The organism is Aestuariivirga sp., assembly GCF_020252395.1.
Lineage (GTDB): Bacteria > Pseudomonadota > Alphaproteobacteria > Rhizobiales > Aestuariivirgaceae > Aestuariivirga.
Genome location: NZ_JADCDB010000046.1, coordinates 1 through 23,478, shown reverse-complemented (window position 1 = coordinate 23,478; position 23,478 = coordinate 1). Strand labels below are relative to the sequence as shown.

Sequence of the window (23,478 nt, the reverse complement as noted above, 5' to 3'; positions counted from 1 at the left end):
CTATTCTTCCTTGCGCAAAGGACGATTGGTCATTTCGAGGTGGAGGTTGGTGCCCGTGTAAGGGTGCGCCTCGCACACCTCTTCATTGAGCTCGATGCCCAGCCCCGGTTCCGTGGGCGGGATCACATAGCCATCCTGCCAGAGGATGGGCTTCTTCAGCACCTCCGCATGGAAGCCGCCCCATTCCTCGATCGACTCGAGGATGAGGAAGTTGGGAAGCGAGGCTGCGTAATGCACGTTGGCTGCACCCTCGACGGGGCCGGCATAGAGGTGCGGCGCGATCTGGGCATAGAAGGTCTCGGCCATGCCGGCGATCTTCTTCGCCTCCATCAGGCCGCCCACACGGCCCAGCGCCATCTGCAGGATCGAGGCGGCGCGGTTTTCCAGCACGCGGCCGAATTCGTATTTGGTGGTGAGGCGTTCACCCGTGGCAATCGGGATCGAGGTGGCACGCGCGACGAGGGCCATTTCCTCCGGCTTGTCCGGCGGTGTGGGCTCCTCGAACCACAGGGGATCATAGGGCTCGATTTTCTTGGCGAAGCGGATGGCGCCCGACGCCGTGAACTGGCCATGCGTGCCGAAGAGCAGGTCCGCCTTGGTGCCCACCGCCTCGCGGATCAGCTTGCAGAACTTGACACAGAGCTCGATCGACTCGAGCGAGGGCTGGCGCGGGTCGAAGGCTGAATATGGGGCGGCGGGATCGAACTTGATGCCGGTGAAGCCGCGGCTGGCATAGAAAGCCGCGCGCTCGGCCGACTGTTCGGCATTCCAGAAGATGCCTGAGTCCTGGCCCTTGGCCGGGTCGGGATAGATGTAGGTGTAGGAGCGCAGCTTCTCGTGCACGCGGCCGCCAAGGAGTTCATAGACGGGCTTCCCCAGCGCCTTGCCCTTGATGTCCCACAGCGCGATCTCGAGGCCGGAGAGGACGCCCATCAGCGAAATGTCCGGCCGCATCGAGAAGCCCGAGCCATAGACCTTGCGCCACATGGATTCGAGATGGAACGGGTCCATGCCTTCGATATAGCGGCAAAAAGTGTCCTCGATCATTGCTGTCATGGCCTTGGGGCCGAACGTGTCGCAATAGCATTCGCCGATGCCGGTGATGCCATTGCCGGTGGTGAGCTTGACGAAGATGAAATAGCGCCCGCCCCAGGAGGGCGGCGGATTGCCGACGATGAAGGTTTTGAGATCCTTGACTTTCATGGGTAGCGCCCTTCCGCAATGGCGGCGGTTCTAGCAGGCCGCCAAGCCGCAAGGCGATGAAAATTTCTAACCGGCTGTGAGGCGGAAACACTTGTTCTGATTGCCCGAACGGGGGCAAAAGCGGGCATTCCTCACCAGACGGTGCATCGTGGCAGAGATATTCGATTACATTATCGTGGGCGCCGGTTCGGCCGGCTGCGTGCTGGCTGACCGGCTCACCGCCGGCGGCAAGCACCGCGTGCTGTTGCTGGAAGCGGGCGGAACCGACTGGCGCTTCTACGTGCAGATGCCGCTGGGCTACGGCAAGACTTTTTACGATAAGTCGGTGAACTGGATGTACAAAGCCGAGCCCGATCCGGGGCTCAACGGCCAGAGCGATTTCTATCCGAGGGGCAAATTGCTGGGAGGCTCATCCTCGATCAATGCCATGGTCTATATCCGCGGCCACCGGCAGGACTACGAAGACTGGCGCGCGGCTGGCAATGCCGGCTGGGGCTGGGACGAGGTGCTCGCCGCCTACAAGGCGATGGAAGACTATGCCGCGGGCGACCCGGCCTTTCGCGGGCGTGGCGGGCCACTGACCATCACTGATTTGGGCGGCCAGGCGCACCCGCTGTGCAAGCCCTATCTTGAAGCGGCCGGGAAAGCGGGTCTCAGGTTCACGCCGGACTTCAACGGCTCGGAGCAGGAAGGGGTGGGCCTTTACCAGTTCACCATCAAGGGTGGCATCCGCAATTCCGCGGCGCGCGCCTTCCTCAAGCCCGCGATGAAGCGCAAGAACCTGCTCGTCGAGACTCACGCACTGGCGACGAAGATTCTGTTCGAGGGCAACCGCGCGGTGGGTGTGGCTTATATCCAGCGCGGCATGAAACTCGATGCCAAGGGGCGCGAGATCATCCTCGCCGGTGGTGCAATCAATTCGCCGCAGCTCCTCCAGCTCTCCGGTATCGGGCCCGGCGCTCTGATGCAGTCATTAGGGATTCCGGTTGTGCGCGACAATCCCAACGTGGGCGCGCGCATGCAGGACCATCACGGCGTCAATTACACCTGGCGGATGAGCGTGCCGACGCTGAACGACGAGCTGCGCCCGTGGTGGGGCAAGCTCAGGGCGGGCGTGCGGTATATCCTGACGCGGAAAGGTCCGCTGTCGCTGTCCATCAACCAGGGCGGCGGCTTCTTCCGCACCCACCCGGAGATGGTCAGGCCCAACATGCAGCTCTACATGCAGGCCTTCTCGACGCTGATCCCCAAGGCCGGCGAGCGGCCGATCCTCAGCCCCGATCCCTTCTCCGGGCTTTCCCTGGGACTGAGCAACTGCCGCCCGACCAGCACGGGCGAAGTGATGATCAGGTCGCCCGACCCACTGGTGCATCCGAAGATTTCCTTCAACGCCTACTCGACAAATTCGGACGTCGAGGAGATGCTGGCTGCCGTGAAGTTCCTCCGCAAGATCGCCGCACAGGAGCCACTGAAGGGCTTGATGGCCGAAGAGCTGCGGCCGGGCCCCGCGGTGACGGCTGACGATGCGCTGATCGACGACTTCCGCCAGCGCAGCGGCACCGTCTATCACCACTCCTGCACCTGCCGCATGGGGCCGGACGCGGGTCACTCGGTGGTCGACACCCGGCTCCGCGTGCATGGCGTCGAGGGCCTGCGCGTCTGCGATGCTTCGGTCTTCCCCAACCTGATCGCCGGCAACACCAACGCACCCGCCATGATGGTGGGCTGGCGCGGGGCGGAAATCATGCTGGGGGATGCAAGGTAGTCAGTGCTTCACGCCCGCCGGCCGCGCGAAATTGTGCAGCACGCGGTATCCCTCCAGCACGGCGAGCGGGATGAGGTGCAGCCACAGGCCATCGTGGTTCTGCCGGATCAGGTACCAGTGCAGGAAGACGGCGATGGCCGAGAGATAGACGGTGCGCTGCAGCGGCTTCCACCAGCGGCCGAGCCGGTGGACGCTCGCATCGTTGCTGGTGATGGCGAGCGCCAGCAGCGTTGCGAAGCCAAACCAGCCCAGCATGTAGGCAGCCGACCCGAGGTCGAAGAGCACGACATGGATGTTCCACTGCCGCAGCAGATAGACCGTCAGGTGGAGCAAAGCATAGAGGAAGCAGGCCATGCCGAGATCGCGGCGGCGCTTCAGCAGCCAGCCTGGCCAGTAGGGTCCCATGCGGAGCTGCTTCATCAGGGTGCGGAGGGGCGACACGGCGAGCGTGAGAATCAGCATGCGGATCGCCCATTCGCCCGACTGGCCGATGAGGCGGCTCCAGCTGTCGAGCACCGCGAACTGAATCAGCATGGCCAGTGCGGGAAAGGCCAGCAGCAGGCGGAAGGGCCAGCGGGAGTCGATGGGGAGACTCACGGCTTGCTGTTGCGGAGATCGCTATTCATGGGGGAAGCTCAGCGCGTTTCCAGCGTGCTGGCAAGATGGCGCGCGGCGAAGACGGCGGTGGAGAAACAGGCCTGCAGGAGATACCCGCCGGTGGGGGCTTCCCAGTCCAGCATCTCGCCCACGCAATAGGTGAGGGGGACTTTCCGGAGCTGGAAGTGTTCGTCGACCTCGTCACGCGCAACGCCGCCGGCGGAGGAGATGGCGCGGGCGAGGCCTGCCGGGCGTTCGAGCTTCAGTGGCATGGCCTTGATGCCCGTGGCGTCCGGCGCAGTTCCCGTCTCGCGCAGAAGGTTGATGGCGACCGGCGAAAGGCCCGCGACCTTGCGCAGATGGGTCGACAGCGAGTCCTTGCCGCGCGGTTTCTGCAGGCGTTGGGTCAGGACCTCCTCGCTGAGATCGGGGCGGAAGTCGATCATCAGCGGATAGCCGGGCTTCTCGCGCAGGCCCTTGGAGAGGGCATAGATGGCGCCGCCCTCGATCCCTTCCTGCGAGATCATCAGCTCGCCGCGCACGCGCTTTCCGGCATAGGTGAGCGCCACGTTCTTGACCGGGGTGCCGGCGAATTTCTCGCGGAAGACGGGCGACCAGTGGACGAGGAAGCGGCTGTTCGCCGGCTTGAAAGGGTGGACGGTGATGCCCTTCTCCCGGAACAGCGGAACCCATGCGGCATCGGAGCCCAGGTGCGGCCAGCTGGCGCCGCCGAGGGCGAGGATGGTGGGCATTCCATCGAAGCCTGGCCACTCCGAGCGGGCGATGAGCCCGACGCCAAGGGAGTCGAGGCGGCGCAGCCAGGCGCGCAGCAGGGGCGAGGCTTTCATTTGCCTGGGGAACACGCGGCCGGACGAGCCGGTGAAAGTCTCGATGCCCAGGCCATTGGCCCAGGCGATGAGCGCCGCGGGCGGGAAGGCGCGGATCGCAGGCTCGAGAAAATCCTTCGCTTCGCCGTAGCGATCGAGGAAGGCGCCGAGCGGTTCGGAGTGGGTGAGGTTCAGCCCGCCCCGCCCGGCGAGCAGGAACTTGCGGGCGGGGGCTGGCATGTGGTCGTGGATGGTGACGCGGTGGCCTGCGGTGGCAAGCACCTCCGCGGCCATCAGCCCTGCGGGGCCCGCTCCGATGATCTTGACGTCCGCCACGGCTGCGCTCCTTGTTCGGCACGGGCTTTCGCCAGGATGGGGGTGGGATGCAAGAGAAGAATTCCATCCGGACAGGTGGAGTTCTCATCTTGCGCGGACTTGATCCACGCATCCTTCTTGTTGCGATGGGAAAAGGACGCCCGGGTCAAGCCCGGGGGAGACGGGAAAGTGGGGAGGGGTTGGGGCGCCGATAAGGCGCTCCTAATATTGGAAAAAAGTCCTTGACAGCGCGCGCTCGATGTGGTAGAAGATGGCATACTCAGAAATTGTGTTTTGGAACAATGAACCGGCGAAAGCCGGTTCTTGCGTTGGGGAGGGGGATGGCATGTCGGACTGGTGGGTGTGCATCATGGGCGTGCTCGCTTTTTTCGCATCATCGCCGGGCTTGTTCCGGCGATCCTCTTTGGCGGCCGGAAGAACGATGGCCGGGACGCGCCCGGCCATGATGGCGGTGGAAGGATGTGCGGGTAAGCGGAACGGACGTCCGGCCCTAAGCCGCCTCCCTGCTCAACGGTTGGCACATGCAGTGCACGCCGCCGCCGGCTTGCAGGAACATGGTCATGTCCGGGTCGTAGACGGTAAAGCCCGCGGCGCGCATCTTGGCGTTGAGGTCTTTGGCGCTTTCGGTGGAGAGCACGCGGTCGCCGCCCAGCGTGACGACGTTGCAGCCGAGCGCCATGGTCTCCTTGAAAGTGGCGGGGATGATTTCGATTTCTTTCGACTTCAGCCAGGCGATGACGTCGTCTTCCGTGGTTTCGAGGCAGACGGCGGCGCAGTGTTCGTTCAGCATGCAGACCATCAGGTCGATGTGGACGTAGAACTGGTCGATGGGCGCATATTTGATTTCCCAGCCTTCCTTGACGAACCAGTCAGCGGCCTGCCGAGCCGCCACTTCCTCGGAGCGGTGGTCGGTGTAGCCGACGAGCGCCGCGCCCTCGCGGATGATGTTGAAGTCGCCGCCTTCGAAATTGCCCGCCGAGATCATGTCGTAGACCGGGATGTGGTTCTCGAGATAGAAGCGCAACACGGCGGCATATTCGCCACGCCGCCGCGGGTTGGCGAGCTGGCACACGACCGCGCCATAGGGCGACATGAAGGAGCTGTCACGCGCATAGACCTGGTAGGGGTTGGTCATGTCGAGCGGCAGGAAATGGGTGGTGACGCCGGCCTGGGTATAGGCATCCACCATCTCGCGGTGCTGGCGCATGGCCACCTGCTTGTCGAACTTGTAACCCTTGCGCAGGGTGTCACGCACGAGGGACGACCAAGCGGCATTCTCCAGCCCCATCCAGCGGAAGCTTTCGGCGGGGCCCAGCAGCACGTCCTTCAGCACGCCTGTTTCCGACTTGATCTGGAAGCGGCCCGTCATCTTCGGGGTTCCGCCGTCCTCGCGGCGGGCACGGAGCGGCACGTTTGTCATAGTTTCCTCTCTTTTCCCGGCAAAATTCGACGTTGGCGCCGGTTGACCGCACGGCACGGGGCGCCAACCGGTGGTGACCGGTATATGATGACTCGTGGACCAGCGCAGCACAAGCGGAGGTTCGCATGGAGACTGCACGTGAAACGCATTGCCGCCCTTTTTGTCTTGCTGACCTTCTCTCTCGGGTTCGCCGCCGCCGCCGATGCGCGGCCCGCGTCCTCCGGCCCGAACGGCATTCCCGCCGCCCAGCAGAAACCCGGCACGCTGCTGAGCTATGAGCAGATCGGGCTTGCCCGCAATTACCGCGCCACGGCGTGGCGCATCAAATACGTGACGCGCGACTATAAACTGCGCCCCATCCTGTCCACCGGCATCGTGGTGCTGCCAGGCAATGCGCCGGCCAATCCGGCGGCGCGCAAGTTCATCGCCTGGGCGCACCCGACGACGGGGGTGGCGTGGAAATGCGCGCCGTCGCTGCGGGCCACGCCGACCAAGGCCATCGGCGGCTTGAACGACTTGGTGGCGCATGGGCTGGTAGTGGCGGCCACCGACTATCCGGGCCTCGGCACACCGGGGCCGATCGGCTATCTTGTCGGCAAGGGCCAGGCCTATGCGGTGATCGATTCCATCCGGGCCGCAAAGCAGATTCCGGAGGTGGGCGGCGGCAATGATTTCGGCCTGTGGGGCTTTTCGCAAGGCGGGCATGCCGTGCTGTTCGCTGCGCAGCTGGCGGCACAATATGCGCCGGAGCTGAACCTCAAGGGCGTTGCCGCAATAGCCCCCCCCACCGACCTGGCGACGCTGCTCAAAGCCAATCTTAACTCGATCGCCGGGCGCATCCTTGCCTCCTTCACGCTTGCCTCGTGGAACGCGAAATACGGCGCGCCGCTGACGGGCCTGCTCGACGGTGTGTCGCAGCAGCTGATCGACGAGGTGAGCAGGAACTGCGTCGACGACCTCGGCAGCCAGATCGATGCCGCGGCAGCACAGAAGGGCCTCGACAAGCAGTTTCTCAAGGCCGACCCATCGCGCGTGCAGCCGTGGAACGGCCTGATGGTGCAGAACTCACTCTATGCACTGAACAACCGCGCGCCGGCGCTGATCATCCAGGGGGGCGCCGACGATATCGTGAAGCCCGAAGTGACGACGCTGTTCGTGCGCGGCGCGTGCCAGGCGGGGGCCAACGTCCAGTATGTGATGCTGAAGGGCAAGGGCCATTCGGGCGCGATGGAGGCAGGCCGCGTGCAGGCGGTGAGCTGGCTCGCCCAGCGCCTTGCGGGCCAGCCGGCGCGGGGCAATTGCCGCTGAGTTTTATCCGGCGTCCTCTCCCGCTTCGGCGGCAGAAGACGTTGCCCGTAACACATCCCTGCGTCGTGTGACAGCCCGATGCTTTAATAGGCGAGGTTGAAGTAGTCGCTCTCGTCCATGGCGTAGAAGTCCACCCGGCAGCGCCGGCCCGGGTTGGCGGGGTAATGCGGATGGGTTTTCAGGTGGCGCAGCCCGATGCGTTGCGCCAGCTTGGAGGAGGCCGCATTGCCGTCCATCACCTTGCACCACACGCTGTTGGCCCTGAGCCGCTCGAAGGCGAGACCGAGCAGCGCCTGCCCGATCTCGGTGCCGAGCCCCATGCCCCACATGGCGGGGTGCAGGCCCCAGCCGATCTCCACCGTGCGGGGATGCTGAAGGATCAGAAAACCGTCGCCGATCGCCTCGCCCGAGAGCTTTTCCTCGGCGGCGAGGTGAAAGCAGTTGCGCCGGTCGCCGCCCTGGCGGGCCACGCAGCGGGTGACGAAGGCGCGTACCTCCTGCTCGGAGGCGAGCCGCATCGCGATGTGGCGCTGATAGGCGTCCTGCGTCATGAAGTTGCAGAACGCCGGCGCATCGCCCAATTCGATCTCGCGGACCAACAGGGATTGCGTTTCGACGGCGGGAAGCGTGGCGATCGTTGTCATGCACTGTCTCCTCCGCATCACAAATTCACGAAACCATGACACTATTGCGGCAGGCTGCGCAGCGCCGCCGGCCCTGCGGAGGCTTTATCGGCCGGACGTTCCAAAATGGCGACATAATCGCCCGATAATGGAAGGATGAGACGTTAGCGGAGCCCTTATGAGCCAGCGTGCTTTTACGATTGCCGTTATTTCGGCCCTGATGGTCAGCCTTGCCGCGCAAAGTGCCGAGGCGCGGCCGAAAAGCTTCTGCCGCCGCTGGGCCGCCGGCGTGGCGAACAACAACGTGCTATATGAGTCGCAAGGCGCGGCCGCGGACAAGGCGGGGCCGCGCCAGAGGGCAGAGGCCGGCAAGGGCGGCACGGCCCCGGCGGAACCGGGCATCGACCGGCTCGCCGGGGGCGGACTGGGCGGAACTCTGGCGCGCATGGGCAAGACGCCGCGCTGGCAAGAGGTGTTCAACCAAGCCTATGCCGACTGCCGGGTGGTGAAGAACTAACAGGCTGTTGAAAAAGTCGCGTGATTTTGTTGGACGTTGAGGTGTGACGTGACTCTGTGTGCTGAGGCGCATGGAGGAGTTTGGGGGATGCGGGGCGAAGATGGGAGGAGCGGGACGCTGTTTTCCTACGTTGATGCGGAGGCGCGCATACCGGCCAAACACCCGCTGCGAGCGATGCGGCGGCTGGCGAATGCGGCGCTGGAGGGCTTGGACGGCGCGTTTTGCGGGCTGTACGCTGATTTCGGACGTCCCTCGATCCCGCCGGAGCGGCTATTGCGCGCCATGAGCAGGGCGTTCATTACTTCCAGGATCGCGTGAAAGAGAGCCTCTCCTAAACGCCGTCGCCCCGGCGAAGGCCGGGTTGAAGGACGATTACGACAATACCTCAACCGACAACGGCCGCGAATCCGCCCCCAGCCGGTAGACCACCGGAACACCCGTCTCCAGCTCCCGCTTCAGGATCTGCTCCGGCGTCAGCCCCTCGATCGCCATGATCAGTGAACGGATGGAATTGCCATGCGCCGCCACCAGCACGCGCTTGCCGGACAGCACATCCGGCTGGATGTGCTGCATGTAATAGGGAAGGGACCGCGCCAGCGTGTCCTTCAGGCTCTCGCCGCCGGGGGGCGCCACGTCATAGGAGCGGCGCCAGATATGCACTTGTTCCTCGCCCCACTTCTTGCGGGCATCGTCCTTGTTGAGGCCGGTCAAGTCGCCATAGTCGCGCTCGTTCAGCGCCTGATCCTTCACCGTCTGGAGGCCAGGCTGGCCCAGCTCATCCAGCATGATCTTCAGCGTGCGCTGGGCGCGGCTGAGCGCACTCGTATAGGCGATGTCGAACCGGAAGCCCCTGGCCTTCAGCTTCTTGCCCGCCTCATGGGCTTCGCGAACACCCTGCTCGGTGAGGTCAGGGTCCTTCCAGCCGGTGAACAAGTTCTTGAGGTTCCATTCGCTCTGCCCATGGCGGACGAGCACGAGAAGACGGTCCATATCTCACTCCAGTCCCAAAACGTCGGTCATCGAATAGAGTCCGGGCGTCTTGTCGAAGCCCCAGAGTGCGGCGTGCACCGCACCGCGTGCGAAAATGTCCCGGCTCTCGGCCTTGTGGGTGAGCTCAATGCGCTCGGCAGGCCCTGCGAACATCACCGTATGCTCGCCCACCACCGATCCGCCGCGCAGTGTTGCAAAGCCGATGTCGCCTACTGGCCGCGCCCCCGTATGCCCGTCGCGCGCGCGCACCGAGCGCGTCTTCAAGTCAATTCCGCGGCCCTCGGCGGCCGCCTGGCCCAGCAGCAGGGCCGTGCCCGAGGGCGCATCGATCTTGTGCTTGTGGTGCATCTCCAGCACCTCGATGTCGAAGTCCTCGCCCAGGGCTGCTGCCACCTTCTTCACCATCACCGCGAGCAGGTTGACGCCAAGGCTCATATTGCCGGACTTGACGATGCGCGCATGCCGCGCGGCCGCCTTGATCTTCGCCTCGCCCGCCGCGTCGATTCCGGTGGTGCCGATCACATGCACGATGCGCGCCTGGGCGGAAAGCTCCGCCAGCGCCAGCGTTGCAGCCGGCACCGTGAAGTCGATGATGCCGTCGACATGGGTGAGGAGTGCGATCGGGTCATCGCTGATCGCTACGTCCAGCCGCCCGATCCCGGCGAGCTCGCCCATGTCGGCCCCCACATGGGCCGAGCCCTTGGGCTCCAGCCCACCGGCGACTTCTGCCCCCGGCGTCTCGTTGATGACGCGCGTCAGCACCCGGCCCATCCGGCCCGCCGCCCCGGCGATTGCTAGCTTCATAGGTCGTTACCCCTCGTTGGGACCGGCTTTAGCAACGGACCCTCGTGATGCAAAGCGCCTAGACGCCCTCGACGAGCACGATATTGGCGATGCCCGCCCCCGCGCGCTTGGCCTTGGCCGCCTGGTACTCCGGCGAATTGTAGCAATCGATCGCTGCCTGCAGGCTGGGGAACTCGATCACGACGTTGCGCGGATGGCCTTCGCCTTCGAGCTGTTTGAACGCCCCGCCGCGCGCCAGGATATTGGCGCCATACTTCTGGAACGCCTCCCGCGTGCCAGTGGCATAAAGCTGGTACTGGTCCGGGTTGGTGACCGTCACATGGGCGATCCAGTATCCCTTGGGCATTCTCGCAACTCCTTGATTTCAGGCGCAGCATAGCGCGGGGTGGGGGGCTGCGAAAAGATTTTCCGGGCTGGGTTCATAAATCTCGTTCGCCTCGTAAAATCCGCGACGGTCCTGCAGTAACGGTCTGAAATCAGGAGAAACATCGCGCCGTCCCATCTGGACGGCGGCCGTACCGTGGCCTAACCATGGGCCATGGACACGGCGGCCCGGCCCAAGCCCGAGACCCTGCATGAGCGCATCCGGACCCTCTATGAGGGCGACGTGCCGGCGGCCCACCGCTTCCGCTACGCCCTGCTGATTTTCGACCTCCTCACCATCGCCTTCGTCATCGCCACCTCCTTTCTGCAGTGGCATGAGACGGAATACGTCGATGCGGTGATCGGCGTGGTCCTGCTCGTCGATTTCGCTGCCCGGCTGTGGATCGCAAGGCGCCCGCTGCGCATGGTGCTCAGCACCTATGGTCTCATCGACATCGTGGTCATCGTCTCGATGCTTGCCCCCATCGTGGGCGAGGGCCTGGCCTTTCTGCGCGTCGCGCGCGTCCTGCGGCTTCTGCACTCCTACACTATGATGACGCGGCTCCGCCAGGATTTCCGGTGGTTCCGCAAGAACGAGCAGATCGTCATGTCGGCGCTGAACTTGGGCGTCTTCATCTTCATCATGACGGCGCTGGTCTATGAGACCCAGCACTTCACGAACCCTGAAATCGGCAACTACGCCGATGCGCTTTACTTCACGGTCACTGCGCTCACCACCACGGGGTTCGGTGACGTTGTGCTCACTGGCACTGGCGGGCGGATGATCGCCGTCGTCATCATGATCTTCGGCGTCTCGCTCTTCCTGCGCCTCATCCAGGTCATGCTGCGGCCGGACAAGCTCTATTTCAAATGCCCCGATTGCGGCCTCACCCGCCATGACCGCGACGCGGTGCACTGCAAGGCCTGCGGCCGGGTCCTCAATATTCCGGATGAAGGCGCGGTCTGAGACGCTGCCCTGCAGCCGGCCGGCGGCCCGGTTTGCCGGCGCCGCGGACAGGCAACATTACAGCTTTGAAAGCCACGGTTTGGCCCATGTTTGGTGGCCAATGAGGGCCGAATTGGCCACCGCGCCTTTCCGGATTGCCTGCGGCGGTCCGGAATGGCACATGTTCGGTCCGAATCGGGTCAGTGGAACGGGAAGACGTTGCGGCGCCTTGCGAGCATAAGCGCTTACAGCTTGATGTCGGTCTTGGCGGTTCTGCTGCTTCTCGCCGTTGGCCTCTCCATACGGCTGGCGCAGGGGCCGGTGCCTCTCGATTTCCTGCGCGCCACCGTTCAGAACAAGATCAACCAGAGCCTGCCCGGCATGACCGTCACGGTGGGCGGCGTCACCTTGCAGCGCACTGGCTCCGGCGCGGTTCCGCATGTGCTGCTCGCCAATCTCCGGCTCGACGACAAGCAGGGCAACTACCTTGCCAGCGCCCCCCATGCCTCGCTGGAAATCGACAAAGTGGCGCTGCTGACGGGCCGCGTGGTGCCCACCGCCATCACCCTGATCGGACCGAGGATCAGGGCCCGCCGCGACCTCGATGGCACGTTCGCGCTGGGCTTCGACAATCCCACGCCGGAAAGCGAAGCCGTCACCGTGGATGCCGGCGAGGACGGCAAGGCCGATCTCGAGCCGGGAGCGTCCGGTGTGGCGCCGCCGAAGTTCAATGGCTCCGGCGCGCCCCTCATCGATCTTGTCAGCGGCGGCCCCGGAGCCACCGGCATGGGTTCGATCGACGCCATCAACATCGACGGCGCGACCATCAGCTTCTATGACGAGGCTAATGACGCGAACTGGGCAATCCGCAACGCGGACCTGTCCTTCAAGCGCCAGCAGGACGGCTTCAAGGTCGAGGCCAATGCCTCCGTGCTGAACGGCGACCGGAGCGGCGGCAGCTGGACGGCGGGCGGCAGCGCCAGCTACCGGCGCGATACGCATTCCTTTCTCGTCAGCGCGCACGTGACGGATGTGTCCCCGGCCAAGATCTCGAGCCAGATCTATGCCTTCTCGAAACTGGCCCGCGTCGATGTGCCGCTGTCCGGCCGCGTCGATATGGAGATGACCGATACAGGCCTCGTCACCCGTGCGGCGGGCGAATTCACGGCGGCGGCGGGCGTTGTCGAACTCCCCGAATATCTCGCCGGCAAGATCAACGTCGACGAAGGCTCGCTGCGCGCCGAATATGACCCCGTCACCGGCAGCATCGCCATCACCGACTCCGCGCTGCTCATCGGCAGCTCGCATGCCCAGATGACCGGCCGCCTGTCGCCCGAGCGCTCGGCCGACGGACGTCTAACGGCGATCGGCATCTCGCTTGGCGCGCGCAACGCGGCCATCGATGCCCAGGGTTCGATCCGCGACCCGGTCACCATTGACCAGGTGATCTTCCAGGGCCGTGCGGGCATCGAGGAGGCACGGGTCGACATCGGCGATCTGCAGGTTATCTCGGGCAATGCAGTGGTGCGCCTCACCGGCGCCATTGCCGGCGGCAACGAATCGCCCGCCATCTCCATGGCTGGCCGCGTGCAGCGCATGCCGGCGGCCCTGCTGAAGCGGCTGTGGCCGCCGATCATCGCGGAAAGGACCCGCGCCTTCGTCAATGCAAACGTACAGGACGGCGTCATCACCGATGGCGAGTTCAAAGTCGTGCTGCCCGCTGACGCAATTGCCGAGGCCAAGCGCACGCGCAAGCTGCCGCCGGGCTCCGTCCGCATGAACATGAAAATGGAAGGGGTGAGCAGCGGCTATTTCAGGAAGCTGCCGCCCTTGCAGAACGCCGCGGGCGAGGCGAATCTCGCCGACAATGAATTCTCCCTCAAGATCGAAGGCGCCGATATCGTTCTGCCGTCCGGCGCAAAGGGCCGGCTTGCCTCCGGCGCCATGTTCGTCAGGGACATCCTTGCGGCTGAGACCATGTCGGATTTCGATCTCGACATTGCTGCCGGCGCCCAGGCGCTGATCGAATATCTCGACCAGCCGGACCTCGGCCTGATCCGCCACACCGGCATCGACACCTCGAAGCTTGAGGGCGATGCGACCATGAAGGTTCACCTGGCCTTCCCGATGATCAAGCCCCTGCCGCCGGGGAGGATCGAGGTGAAGGCCGCTGCAAAGCTCAAGAATGCCGCGCTGAGGGACGCTCTGCCGGGTTTCGACGTAACGGAGGGCAAGATCGACCTGGTCATGGACAAGGGCGTGCTTACCGCCAGCGGTCCGGCCAGGATTGCCGGCATTCCGGTCGAGATCCTTTGGGAGCGCGGCGCAGCGCCTGGCTTCGTGCAGTCGGCCGTCATCAAGACCACGCTCGACGGCGAGCAGCGCCGCAAGCTCGGCATCGACCTCGGCACCTTTGTGCGCGGTCCCATCGGCGTCACCGCCACGCTGGACAATCTGGCCGACCCGCAGGGCAAGGTGGAGATCGATGCCGGCCTGGACGAGGCGGAAATGCGCATCCAGCAGATCGGCTGGGCGCGCCCGGCCGTTCCCAAGACCACCGCCAAATTGACCTACTATTCGAAGGGCGACAAGGCTCCGCGCGTCGAGAACCTCGAGATCAAAGGCACGGACCTGTCGATCAAGGGCAGCATGCTTCTCGCACCCAACCGCCAGGGCCTGCGCTCCGCCAGTTTCACCGAAATGAAGCTCTCGGACGAGAACCGCTTTGCCGCCAACGTGAAAGTCAGCGGCGACAATGTGATGGACGTGCAGGTGACAGGCGACAGTTTCGACGCCCGCCCCCTGATCCGCGGCCTTTTCGGCAACCGGAACCGCGACGAGGCGGCCCAGGCGGCGCAGCAGGCCAAGGCCAATTCCGGACGCACCGTGCGCATCGACCTGACGGTCGGCCGCGTCTACGCCTATATGGGCGAGATCATCACCAGCGTCAGCGGCACTCTCACCTCGCAGTCTTCGCGCCTCACCCATGCCGAGATCAACGGCACATTCCTCAGCGGCCAGCCCATCGTGTTCCGCATGACGCCGGTTGATGGCGGACGCGAGATGCGTATCAATGGGCGTGACGGCGGGGCGGCGATCCGTGCGGCCAATCTCTATTCCAAAGTGGCAGGCGGCCAGATCGAGTTCTATGCGCTGCTTGGGCGCGAGGGCTCGGTGCGCAACGGCAAGCTGGTGCTGCGCGACTTCGAGGTCAGGAACGAGGCAGCCTTGGCCGAGCTCGATGCCCGCGGCAAGCCGAAGCGCGATGCGCCGCGGCGTGACGGCCCGCGGCGGGATGCGCTCAGCTTCAAGAAGCTCAGCCTGCCCTTCACCTCCGACAGCCGCTTCATCTGCATCGGCGAGGCGCTAGTGCGCGGGCCGGAGCTGGGCGCCAGTGCCGCGGGCCTTATCCGCAAGTCGGATGGCGCCATTGACATTGCAGGCACCATCACCCCGGCCTATGCACTCAATGCCGCGCTGGGCGACATTCCGCTGCTGGGCGATATCATCACCGGCGGCAAGGGCCAGGGCATCATCGGAGTCACCTTCGCCATGGGCGGCACGGTGGACAAGCCGGACTTCCAGATGAACCCGGTCTCGGCCATGGCCCCCGGCTTCCTGCGCAAGTTCTTCGAATACTCAAGCCGCTGCGAGCCGATGAAGCCCGTGAAAAAGACCGGCAAAAACGCCGGGGAAGCGGTCAGCCCCGCCCAGTGACGCGCGCCCGCCTCCTCCTTTCCCGCAAGCAGCAAAAGGCGAAGAGGCGAATTCCAAAAGTTATACCGGCCAGGACGCCGTGTCATGGTCCGGGTGCTGAAGCGAGCGGAGCTTCGTCAGGTCCTCCGGCGTCCGGTCGTCCTCGGTGCGCTTCGGCGGCAGGCCCGGCAGGGTGTCGGCCCAGGCGAGCTTGCTCTCCACTCCCACCGCGTGGCCGGGGGCGGCGGCATTGGGGTCATCCAGCGAGCCGATCGCGAGTTCGATCGGCCCGTAATCATCCTCGATCATGAACAGCGGCGTGCCGCAGTCGCGGCAGAAGCCGCGCGCCACGACGGGCGAGGAGCGGAAAGTTGCGGGCTGCCCCCTTGTCCAGCGGAAGTGCTCCGGGCCGACGCTGACGAGCGCAGCGCCCAGAGAGCCGAAGGCCTTCTGGCACATGCGGCAATGGCAGAAGCTGGCATCGCCCAATGGCCCTTCGATGCGATAGCGGATCGCGCCGCACTGGCAACCTCCGGTATGGGTCTCGGTCATTTCGGCCTCCTCACGCCTCGGGGAAGTAAGGCTTACGCTTCACTAATTGCAAGCCTGACCCGATCAAATGCCGCAAGTAAACCTCCGCGCGCAGGCGCATATCGCCGCTTCTGTTGCGCTGCAGCAAGGCATGGAGACCCATCATGACCAATTTGAAGGACCACAAGGAGGCTTCCGACGAAGCCGCAATTCACGGGCACGGCCCCCGGCCGCCTGGTTTTTTCATTCTCACCCTGGGCTCCATCGGCGTCGTCTATGGCGACATCGGAACGAGCCCTCTCTATGCACTGCGCGAGGCCGTCGCCGCCGGCATGCGGCAGGACGGGCACATTTCAGATGCGCTGGTGCATGGCGTCTTGTCGCTCATCATCTGGTCGCTCATCCTCGTTGTCACCGTCAAATATGTGCTGATCCTGCTCAATGCCGACAACAAGGGCGAGGGCGGCACGCTGTCCCTCATGGCGCTGGCGCAGCGCGCCTTCGGGCGCTCCATCACCTGGATCGCCGTGCTCGGCATGATCGGTGCGGCGCTGTTTTATGGCGACGCGATCATCACCCCGGCGATCTCCGTGCTCTCCGCTGTCGAGGGCCTCAAGGTGGTGACGCCCGAATTCGAGCCCTATATCCTGCCGCTCACGCTGGCGATCATCCTCGGTCTGTTCCTCGTGCAGGCGCAGGGCACCAGCCGTGTCGCCGCCTTCTTCGGCCCGATCACGCTGGTGTGGTTTGCCGCCCTCGCCGCCGTCGGTCTGTGGCACATTTTCGACAATCCCTCGGTGCTGATGGCCTTCAACCCGCTCAAAGCGGCGCACTTCCTTGCCAACCATGGCTGGATCGGGCTTGCCGTGCTCGGGGCGGTGTTCCTTTCCGTCACCGGGGCCGAAGCGCTTTATGCCGATCTGGGTCACTTCGGCAAGCGGCCGATCCAGGCGGCGTGGCTCGTCGTCGTGCTTCCGGCCCTCGTTCTCAATTACATGGGGCAGGGCGCGCTGCTGCTGGCGAACCCGGTCGCGATTGACAATCCCTTCTTCCGCATGGTGCCGGACTGGGGGCTGGCGCCCATGGTGGCGCTGGCCACCGCCGCCACCATCATCGCATCCCAAGCCGTCATCACCGGCGCCTATTCGCTCACCCAGCAGGCGATCCAGCTCGGACTTCTGCCGCGCATGGAAATCCGCTTCACCTCAGAAGCCCATGCCGGGCAGACCTATCTGCCGCAGGTGAACTGGCTGCTGCTGGCGGGTGTCGTCATCCTGGTGCTGGCTTTCAAGTCCTCGGGCGCGCTCGCACATGCCTATGGCATTGCGGTGACAGGCACCATGGTGGTTACCGCCATGATGGCGGTTGCTGTGATGTGGAAGGACTGGCGCTGGCCTTTGTGGCTGGTGCTGCCCATCATGCTGCCACTGCTGGCGCTGGACCTCGTGTTCTTCGGCGCCAATTCGCTGAAGATCCTCGAGGGCGGCTGGATGCCGCTGGTGCTGGGCGCTGCGATCTTCCTCCTCATGTGGACATGGCGCGAAGGTTCGCGGCTGCTCGCCGAGAAGACGCGGCTTTCGGAAGTGCCGCTCGACGATCTTGTTGCCTCGCTCGCCAAGCGCCAGCCTCCGACCGTGCCGGGCACGGCGGTGTTCCTCACGGGCGATTCCGAAAGCGCGCCCACGGCGCTGCTGCACAGCCTCAAGCACTATAAGGTGCTGCATGAGCGCAACGTGATCCTCACCGTCAAGGGCGCCACGGTGCCGGTGGTGGATGACCCACGCCGCCTGAAGATCGAGAGACTCTCCGACCGGTTCTGGCGCATCGAGGCAACGTTCGGCTTCATGGAGAACCCCAATGTGCCGGCAACACTGCTCGCCATCCCGAAGGACAAGATGAGCTTCGCGATGATGGATACCTCCTTTTTCCTCTCCCGCCGCAGCGTGCGGGCTTCGAAGTACCAGGGCATGCCAGTGTGGCAGGACAAGCTCTTCATCATGATGGCGAGAAACGCCAACGACGCCAGCACCTACTTCCGCCTGCGGCCGGGCCGGGTGATCGAGGTGGGAAGCCAGGTGACGGTGTAGAGCATCGTGCGGGCAAGCGGAATCGCTTGCGAAGCGCAACATGCTCCAGAGGCGAGAGCTGCGCTTTCTCTTGCGGTCCAGCCCTGGCGGGTGTCCCGCCGGCGCGGAGAGCGGTCCGACCTGGCCCCAATCGACAACCCGTTCTTCCGCATGGCGCCGGACCGGGGGCTGGCGCCCATGGCGGTGCTGACCTTCAAATCCCCGGGCGCGCTGGCCCATGCCTAAGGGATCACCGTCACCGGCATGATGGCGGTTGCCGTAACGTGGAAGGACTGGCGCTGGATCCGGCAATGCCGGATCTTGCGGCTGCAATCAATTGCAGCAAATATTCATCACGGCTGATCACTTTTTTGTTGCCAATCCTGTAGGTGGAGTTAGATTCCCTATGGTCAACTGAGAGGGAGGGTCCCATGCGTCCGTGGTTGGCTGCTGCGCTGCTCTGCATCCTTGCGACGTCCGCTCACGCCGTCGACGATGAGGACGCGAAGGACCCGAAACTCCCCGTCGAAGGCCGGAACGGCAGCTTCAGCCGCGTCATCGGGATCGATGTTCCTGGCTTTCGCGGACTCGCGCCTGACCTGCGGCTCGTTTATGATTCATCCTCCGGCATCCGAAACCTACCCCCGGCAGGCGGCGAGCTGGGCGTGGGCTGGACGCTGCAAGGCGTCTCCGCCATCCAGCGCGTGTCGGGCACCGCGCCGCCGGCCGCGGGGCAGAACAAGGCCCCAAGCGGGCGCGGCGTTCCGGCCTATGGGGCCGCCGGCTTCGCGCCGGACAGCTTCCTGCTTGACAGCACGGAACTCGTCGCTTGCACCGAGGTGGCGGACCCGCAGTCGACGCCATCCTGCGCCGCGGGCGGCACCCACACCAGCCGGCTCGAAACCTATCTGCGCATCCGCCGGGATGTTGGGGCCAGCAGCTGGGAGGTGACGGGCCGCGACGGCGTCAAGTCGCTCTATACCTCGCTCGAGGGCGGCTCCGCCGATCTCACCTACCGCTGGCATCTCGCCTCCGTCGCGGACCGGCGTGGCAACCGCGTGGATTATGGCTGGAGCTGCGACAGCGGCCACTGCACCATCGCCAGCATCAGGGCCTTCAGCCAGGGCACGTCCGCTCCGGCCAGTGAAGTTCTGTTCTTCACGGAGGCCCGGCCGGACCGCATCACCTATGGTGACGGCCGCGGCATGCGCGCCATGACGAAGCGCATCACGGCGATCCAGATCAAGAGCGGCGGCGCGCCGCAGTCGGCCTACCGGCTGGGCTACCAGACCTCCGCCTCCACCGGCCTGTCGCGCCTCGTGGCGGTGCAGAAATATGGGTCTGACGCGGTGATTTCGGGCGGCATCGTGACCCCCAATGCCGGAACCGCGCTGCCGCCTTATGTGATGAGCTATTCGGAGAATGGGGATGCCGACGGGCACCCTGTGTTCGACAAGCGTCTGGACTGGTCTGGACCGGGCGTTGGCGCGATCAAGCCGCCTAAAGACTTCGATAGTATTGGCTTTCCGATCGATTATCCCACCACCCGCACGATCGTCGGCGATTTCGACGGCGACGGCTGGGCAACGGATTACTACATGCCGTCGCTGTGCGTGGGAGCATCCATAACCGGTAAACCGGATGTACATGATGGCGTCCCTCCGGAGCTTCCCGCCCGTGTGTGCGTAAGCAAGATGAAGACTTTCTCCACAGGAACCCCGTCCCTCATCAGTTATCCCCTGGTTCCGTTCAAGACAGCCAAAGAGCCAGGCAAGTTACCTGAGCCAGATGTCGTTGTGGGCGTGGGCAACTTTTCTGGAGATGGCAGATCGAGGTTTGCGAGGGCAACGTTTAGCTTTGACGAGGACTGCGGGACTGACAAATGTTGGCGGACATGGAGTTTCTCTGGCATCGGTTTCGGTGGCCAAGCAGGGGGGTTGAGCAAGCAATTTAACGATCTCAAGAGTGCGAATGGGCAGCCGGGCGATTTCGACGGGGACGGCAAGGACGACTTCCTGCTTCAGGATGGCAGAATTGCGCTGCTGAGGGATAGCAGCGTCGGCCTGGTGAACTGGGGCCTGCGCGACGTCAAGGACTTCAGGACGAAGTACCGCTCGCTGATCGGAGACGCGAACGGTGACGGAAGAGCCGATGTGCTGATCCACAAGGAGAAGACCAGCACCTATCGCCTCTATATCTCCACGGGGAGTGGTTTGGCCGCGCAGCCATCCTTCGATCTTCCGAAGGGTACGGCAAGGCAAACCCTCGGCGATGTCAACGGCGATGGGCTGAGCGACCTGATCTACAACACCGGAGGACAGATCGTCGTCGCATTTTCGAACGGCCGCAGCTTTGGTCCTGATTCGGGACCGCGATCGGTCCCAAGTTCAACCTTCGGATCGGCCGCAGATGCCACGGCACTTCACTACACCTCGCAGAAGATCGATTTGTTCGGCTTCACTCAGTACAAAATGGGTGACTTCAACGGCGATGGCCGGGTCGATATTGTCGGGAGTCTGAACAAGGGATCGGCCCCGGGAACGGGCGTTTCACGTTCCATTGGCACGGGATTCGAGAGCCAACCCAGCATCATTCCCGGCACCCGCATGGTGACCCAGATCGCCGACTACAACGGAGATGGTGCGGACGACATCGCCCGCGCGAATATCCCGTGGGGGGTGGGAGACCCACGCTACACGGACAACTATGTCTGGCTCTCCCGCTTCGGCCAGGCGGACCTGTTGACCTCGATCCAGGAACCCCTGGGCGGCCGGGTTTCCGTAACCTATGGTCCCTCTGCCGGAGCGCCGGGGAACCGGATGCCCTTCAACATGCAGGTGGTGAAGTCGCTCACCCTCGATGACGGGCGGGGTGGCTTGTCGACGCTGGGTTTCGCCTATGAGGGCGGTACATGGTCCCAGCAGGAGCGGCAGTTCCTCGGCTTCCAGAAGATCACCACCAGCCTGCCGTGCATCGCGGGCGAAACCGCCTGCCCGCAGCAGGTCCGCACCTATGCCCAGACTCCGGCCTGCATGGGCCGGACGCTGCAGGAGCAGGTGCTTGACGGTCCCGGCGGCGCCGTGCTGTCGCAGAACACCACCAGCTTTGCCGAGGACAGCCAGCTGCCCTTCACCTGTCTTGCTACCTCCACGGAGGAGCGGACCTTTTCGGGCGCCGATTCGCGCGCGGTAAGCCGCAGCTTCGCCTATGATCTTTACGGCAACACCACGCAGGTCACCGACAATGGCGTGGCCGGGGTGGCGGGCGACGAGACCCTGACGCTTGCCTCCTTCACTCCCAACACCGGGGACTATGTGGTCTCCTGCCCGTGGCGCACGCTGGTCTACCAGGGCACATCCACGGCCGGTCCGCTGCTGTCCGGAACCAGCCTCTCCTATGACGGCGGCGCCCCCGGCGCGGCCCCGTCGCGCTGCGAGAAGACCCGGCAGGACGACTGGGTCTCCGGCAGCAGCTGGATCACCACCCATGGCTGGAGTTACGATACCGCCGGCAACCGCGTGACGGAAACGGATGGCGCCGGCAACACCACCGCCACCGTCTATGATGGCGGCTTCAAACTCTTTCCGGTCGAGACCCAGCTTCCCGGCTTCGCCACGGACGGCCGCCTCCACACCCTCACCGGCTGGAACCTGGCCTGCGGCCAGCCCGCCACCCAGACGGACCTCAACGGCCAGGTCAGCAGCTTCGGCTATGATGCGCTGTGCCGCGAAACCAGCCGCCAGCTGCCGGGCGGCTATGCCGAGTACCGCAGCTATGTGAACTTCGGCCAGCCCAACGGCCAGTATACGAAGGTCGTCTATCCCGCCCCCGGCGGCCAGGCGGACCCGCGCTACAGCGCGGAGTATATCGACGGTTTTGGCCGCGGCTTCCTCACCGAGCAGACCGGCCCCACCGCCGGTGCGCCCATTCGCGCCGAGAAGGCCTATAACGCCCGCTGGGGCCTCGCCCGCAGCAGCGCGCCCTATCATTTCGGCGAGCCGGTCTTCTCCACCAGCTATGACTATGACAAGCTGAACCGCCTGACGCGCACCACCAACCCGGACAACACCAGTTCCAGCATCTCCTATGGTCTGGGCGGCACGGGCACGGCGGAGCTTCTCGCCACCACGCTGACGGACGAGAGCGGCCACAAGCAGGTCGAAGCGACGGATGCCAACGGCAAGCGGGTGAGGCGCACCCGCATGAAGGACGCCAGCCCCGTCACCACGCAATACCGGCGCGATGGCCTGGGCCGCATCACCCGCGTCGTCGATCCCCTGGGCAATCAGTGGTCCTACAGCTATGACGGCCTCGGGCGGCGGGTGGGCGTCAATGACCCGGACCTGGGTTCATGGTCCTATGCCTATGACAATGCCTCGCGCCTCACCGTCCAGACGGACGCCAAGGGCCAGCGTTCGGAGCTTTCCTATGACGCGCTCTCCCGCGTCACCGGCAAACTGGTGCGCGGCACGGGCGGCGACGAGACCACCACCAACAGCTATGACGAAGCCCGCACCGGCTACTTCAACACCGGGCAGCTCACCACGGCCCAGCGTGAGGCGGGCGGCAAGCGCTTCACCCAGGCCTATGATTATGATGTGGCCGGCCGCCTCGCCCAGCGCACCGACGCCGGGGTCAACGGCCAAACCTTCACCCAGGCCTTCGACTACTGGCCGGACGGCAGCCCGAAGCGCAAGCGGCTGGCGGATGGGTCGTGGACCGGGACCTATTCCTATGATGCCGCGGGCCGTCTCTTCAGCATCGGCAATGCCTATACGCCCTCCGCCAGCGAGCCGGCGCAGTATGTTTCGTCCATCTATTACAACGCCCGGGGCCAGACCACCGCCATCGCCTATGGCGGCGGGGTTGCCACCGGCTTCAGCTATAATGACGCGCGCGGCTTCCTTGCCCGCGTGCTCACGCAGAAGAACGGCCAGACGGCGCTGGACCTGAGCTACACGCGCGATGCCAGGGGGCTCGTCACCCGCATCGACTCACCCGACCCCACCCGCGCCTGGGCCTATGGCTATGACGGGCTGGACCGGCTGGTCTCGGCGGACAACCAGAACGGCACGGCCGAGGACCGCGTCTTCGCCTATGACGATGCGGATAATCTCACCGCCAACTCCGCCCTCTGCGGGGGCGCGGGGCTGGTCTATCCGCCCGCCGGCAGTCAGCGCCCGCATGCGCCGGTCTCGATCTGCGGCAGTCCCGTCACTTATGACGCCAATGGCAACACGCTGAGTTATGACCCGGACGGGCCGGGGCCGCTTGAGGCGCGCGCAATCGCCTATGACGGGGAGAACCGTCCGGTCTCCGTCACCGCCTTCGGCTCCGCGGCCAGCTTCGATTATGGGCCGGATGGCGAGCGGGCGGGCAAGACCTTCGTGGGCGCCAGGCACTTCTATCTCGGGGCGGATGCGGAGGTGCTGTTCGGCCAGGCCGATCCGCAGGGCGTGGTGACCTCTTATCTTCACGCCGACGTG

16 protein-coding genes and 1 pseudogene are annotated in these 23,478 nt (G+C 64.8%); 8 read left to right on the top strand and 9 right to left on the bottom strand.

Features of this window, described 5'->3' with window-relative positions; genetic code table 11:
• The gene (locus IOC82_RS17065; protein ID WP_290547395.1) at nt 1-1,203 is read right to left on the bottom strand and encodes a mandelate racemase/muconate lactonizing enzyme family protein; all 1,203 of its coding nucleotides are present in this window, start codon (nt 1,201-1,203) and stop codon (nt 1-3) included.
• A gap of 148 nt (nt 1,204-1,351) precedes the next feature.
• Between IOC82_RS17065 and IOC82_RS17060 the strand changes: the two genes are divergently transcribed.
• On the top strand, nt 1,352-2,968 hold the full coding sequence (locus tag IOC82_RS17060) for a GMC family oxidoreductase N-terminal domain-containing protein (RefSeq protein ID WP_290547394.1): 1,617 nt from the start codon (nt 1,352-1,354) through the stop codon (nt 2,966-2,968).
• On the opposite strand, the gene IOC82_RS17055 is transcribed toward IOC82_RS17060, so the two are convergent.
• The 3 genes from IOC82_RS17055 to IOC82_RS17045 all read right to left on the bottom strand — a co-directional run bounded on the left by IOC82_RS17055 (nt 2,969) and on the right by IOC82_RS17045 (nt 6,148).
• Nucleotides 2,969-3,565, bottom strand: coding sequence for a ferric reductase-like transmembrane domain-containing protein (locus tag IOC82_RS17055; RefSeq protein WP_290547393.1), 597 nt, complete (start codon nt 3,563-3,565; stop codon nt 2,969-2,971). It abuts the gene before it with no gap.
• Between the two features lie 38 nt (nt 3,566-3,603).
• Nucleotides 3,604-4,728, bottom strand: coding sequence for a TIGR03862 family flavoprotein (locus IOC82_RS17050; RefSeq protein ID WP_290547392.1), 1,125 nt, complete (start codon nt 4,726-4,728; stop codon nt 3,604-3,606).
• Nucleotides 4,729-5,218: 490 nt separating this feature from the next.
• Nucleotides 5,219-6,148 carry a dimethylarginine dimethylaminohydrolase family protein gene (locus IOC82_RS17045; RefSeq protein WP_290547391.1) on the bottom strand — a complete coding sequence of 310 codons (930 nt, stop codon included), beginning with the start codon at nt 6,146-6,148 and terminating at the stop codon, nt 5,219-5,221.
• Between the two features lie 138 nt (nt 6,149-6,286).
• Between IOC82_RS17045 and IOC82_RS17040 the strand changes: the two genes are divergently transcribed.
• The gene (locus IOC82_RS17040; RefSeq protein ID WP_290547390.1) at nt 6,287-7,456 is read left to right on the top strand and encodes an alpha/beta fold hydrolase; all 1,170 of its coding nucleotides are present in this window, start codon (nt 6,287-6,289) and stop codon (nt 7,454-7,456) included.
• An 83-nt stretch (nt 7,457-7,539) separates the two neighbouring features.
• On the opposite strand, the gene IOC82_RS17035 is transcribed toward IOC82_RS17040, so the two are convergent.
• A complete protein-coding gene (locus tag IOC82_RS17035) occupies nt 7,540-8,100 on the bottom strand; it encodes a GNAT family N-acetyltransferase (RefSeq protein ID WP_290547389.1) in 561 nt (186 codons plus the stop codon).
• A gap of 157 nt (nt 8,101-8,257) precedes the next feature.
• Between IOC82_RS17035 and IOC82_RS17030 the strand changes: the two genes are divergently transcribed.
• Entirely contained in the window at nt 8,258-8,596 is a 339-nt protein-coding gene (locus tag IOC82_RS17030; RefSeq protein ID WP_290547388.1) for a hypothetical protein, read from the top strand.
• An 87-nt stretch (nt 8,597-8,683) separates the two neighbouring features.
• Nucleotides 8,684-8,881, top strand: a pseudogene (locus IOC82_RS17025) (IS5/IS1182 family transposase); the annotation flags it as partial.
• A gap of 87 nt (nt 8,882-8,968) precedes the next feature.
• On the opposite strand, the gene IOC82_RS17020 reads toward IOC82_RS17025, so the two are convergent.
• Genes IOC82_RS17020 through IOC82_RS17010 form a run of 3 tightly spaced genes read right to left on the bottom strand, consistent with a single transcriptional unit; the run spans nt 8,969 to nt 10,736 of the window.
• Entirely contained in the window at nt 8,969-9,586 is a 618-nt protein-coding gene (locus IOC82_RS17020; RefSeq protein WP_290547387.1) for a 2,3-bisphosphoglycerate-dependent phosphoglycerate mutase, read from the bottom strand.
• Nucleotides 9,587-9,589: 3 nt separating this feature from the next.
• A complete protein-coding gene (gene dapB / locus IOC82_RS17015; RefSeq protein ID WP_290547386.1) occupies nt 9,590-10,390 on the bottom strand; it encodes a 4-hydroxy-tetrahydrodipicolinate reductase in 801 nt (266 codons plus the stop codon).
• Between the two features lie 58 nt (nt 10,391-10,448).
• Complete coding sequence (locus IOC82_RS17010; protein ID WP_290547385.1) at nt 10,449-10,736, bottom strand: DUF1330 domain-containing protein; 288 nt, start codon at nt 10,734-10,736, stop codon at nt 10,449-10,451.
• Nucleotides 10,737-10,928: 192 nt separating this feature from the next.
• On the opposite strand from IOC82_RS17010, the gene IOC82_RS17005 reads away from it, so the two are divergent.
• Both IOC82_RS17005 and IOC82_RS17000 read left to right on the top strand, forming a co-directional pair.
• Entirely contained in the window at nt 10,929-11,720 is a 792-nt protein-coding gene (locus IOC82_RS17005) for a potassium channel family protein (RefSeq protein WP_290547384.1), read from the top strand.
• A 243-nt stretch (nt 11,721-11,963) separates the two neighbouring features.
• Nucleotides 11,964-15,416 (top strand): DUF3971 domain-containing protein, encoded by a 3,453-nt coding sequence (locus tag IOC82_RS17000; RefSeq protein ID WP_290547383.1) that lies wholly within the window; start codon nt 11,964-11,966, stop codon nt 15,414-15,416.
• Between the two features lie 60 nt (nt 15,417-15,476).
• Here the strand turns inward: IOC82_RS17000 and IOC82_RS16995 are convergent, their stop codons facing one another.
• The gene (locus IOC82_RS16995; RefSeq protein WP_290547382.1) at nt 15,477-15,947 is read right to left on the bottom strand and encodes a GFA family protein; all 471 of its coding nucleotides are present in this window, start codon (nt 15,945-15,947) and stop codon (nt 15,477-15,479) included.
• A gap of 143 nt (nt 15,948-16,090) precedes the next feature.
• On the opposite strand from IOC82_RS16995, the gene IOC82_RS16990 reads away from it, so the two are divergent.
• Both IOC82_RS16990 and IOC82_RS16985 read left to right on the top strand, forming a co-directional pair.
• Nucleotides 16,091-18,013, top strand: coding sequence for a potassium transporter Kup (locus IOC82_RS16990; protein WP_366935694.1), 1,923 nt, complete (start codon nt 16,091-16,093; stop codon nt 18,011-18,013).
• A 410-nt stretch (nt 18,014-18,423) separates the two neighbouring features.
• Nucleotides 18,424-23,478 (top strand): FG-GAP-like repeat-containing protein (locus tag IOC82_RS16985; protein ID WP_290547381.1); only part of this gene is annotated, 5,055 nt, incomplete at its 3' end.

Coding starts and splice junctions, on each gene's coding strand:
- IOC82_RS17065 (WP_290547395.1), bottom strand. CDS start 1,203: ATGAAAGTCAAGGATCTCAAAACCTTCATCGTCGGCAATCCGCCGCCC.
- IOC82_RS17045 (WP_290547391.1), bottom strand. CDS start 6,148: ATGACAAACGTGCCGCTCCGTGCCCGCCGCGAGGACGGCGGAACCCCG.
- IOC82_RS17035 (WP_290547389.1), bottom strand. CDS start 8,100: ATGACAACGATCGCCACGCTTCCCGCCGTCGAAACGCAATCCCTGTTG.
- IOC82_RS17030 (WP_290547388.1), top strand. CDS start 8,258: ATGAGCCAGCGTGCTTTTACGATTGCCGTTATTTCGGCCCTGATGGTC.
- IOC82_RS17020 (WP_290547387.1), bottom strand. CDS start 9,586: ATGGACCGTCTTCTCGTGCTCGTCCGCCATGGGCAGAGCGAATGGAAC.
- dapB (WP_290547386.1), bottom strand. CDS start 10,390: ATGAAGCTAGCAATCGCCGGGGCGGCGGGCCGGATGGGCCGGGTGCTG.
- IOC82_RS17010 (WP_290547385.1), bottom strand. CDS start 10,736: ATGCCCAAGGGATACTGGATCGCCCATGTGACGGTCACCAACCCGGAC.
- IOC82_RS17005 (WP_290547384.1), top strand. CDS start 10,929: ATGGACACGGCGGCCCGGCCCAAGCCCGAGACCCTGCATGAGCGCATC.
- IOC82_RS16995 (WP_290547382.1), bottom strand. CDS start 15,947: ATGACCGAGACCCATACCGGAGGTTGCCAGTGCGGCGCGATCCGCTAT.
- IOC82_RS16990 (WP_366935694.1), top strand. CDS start 16,091: ATGACCAATTTGAAGGACCACAAGGAGGCTTCCGACGAAGCCGCAATT.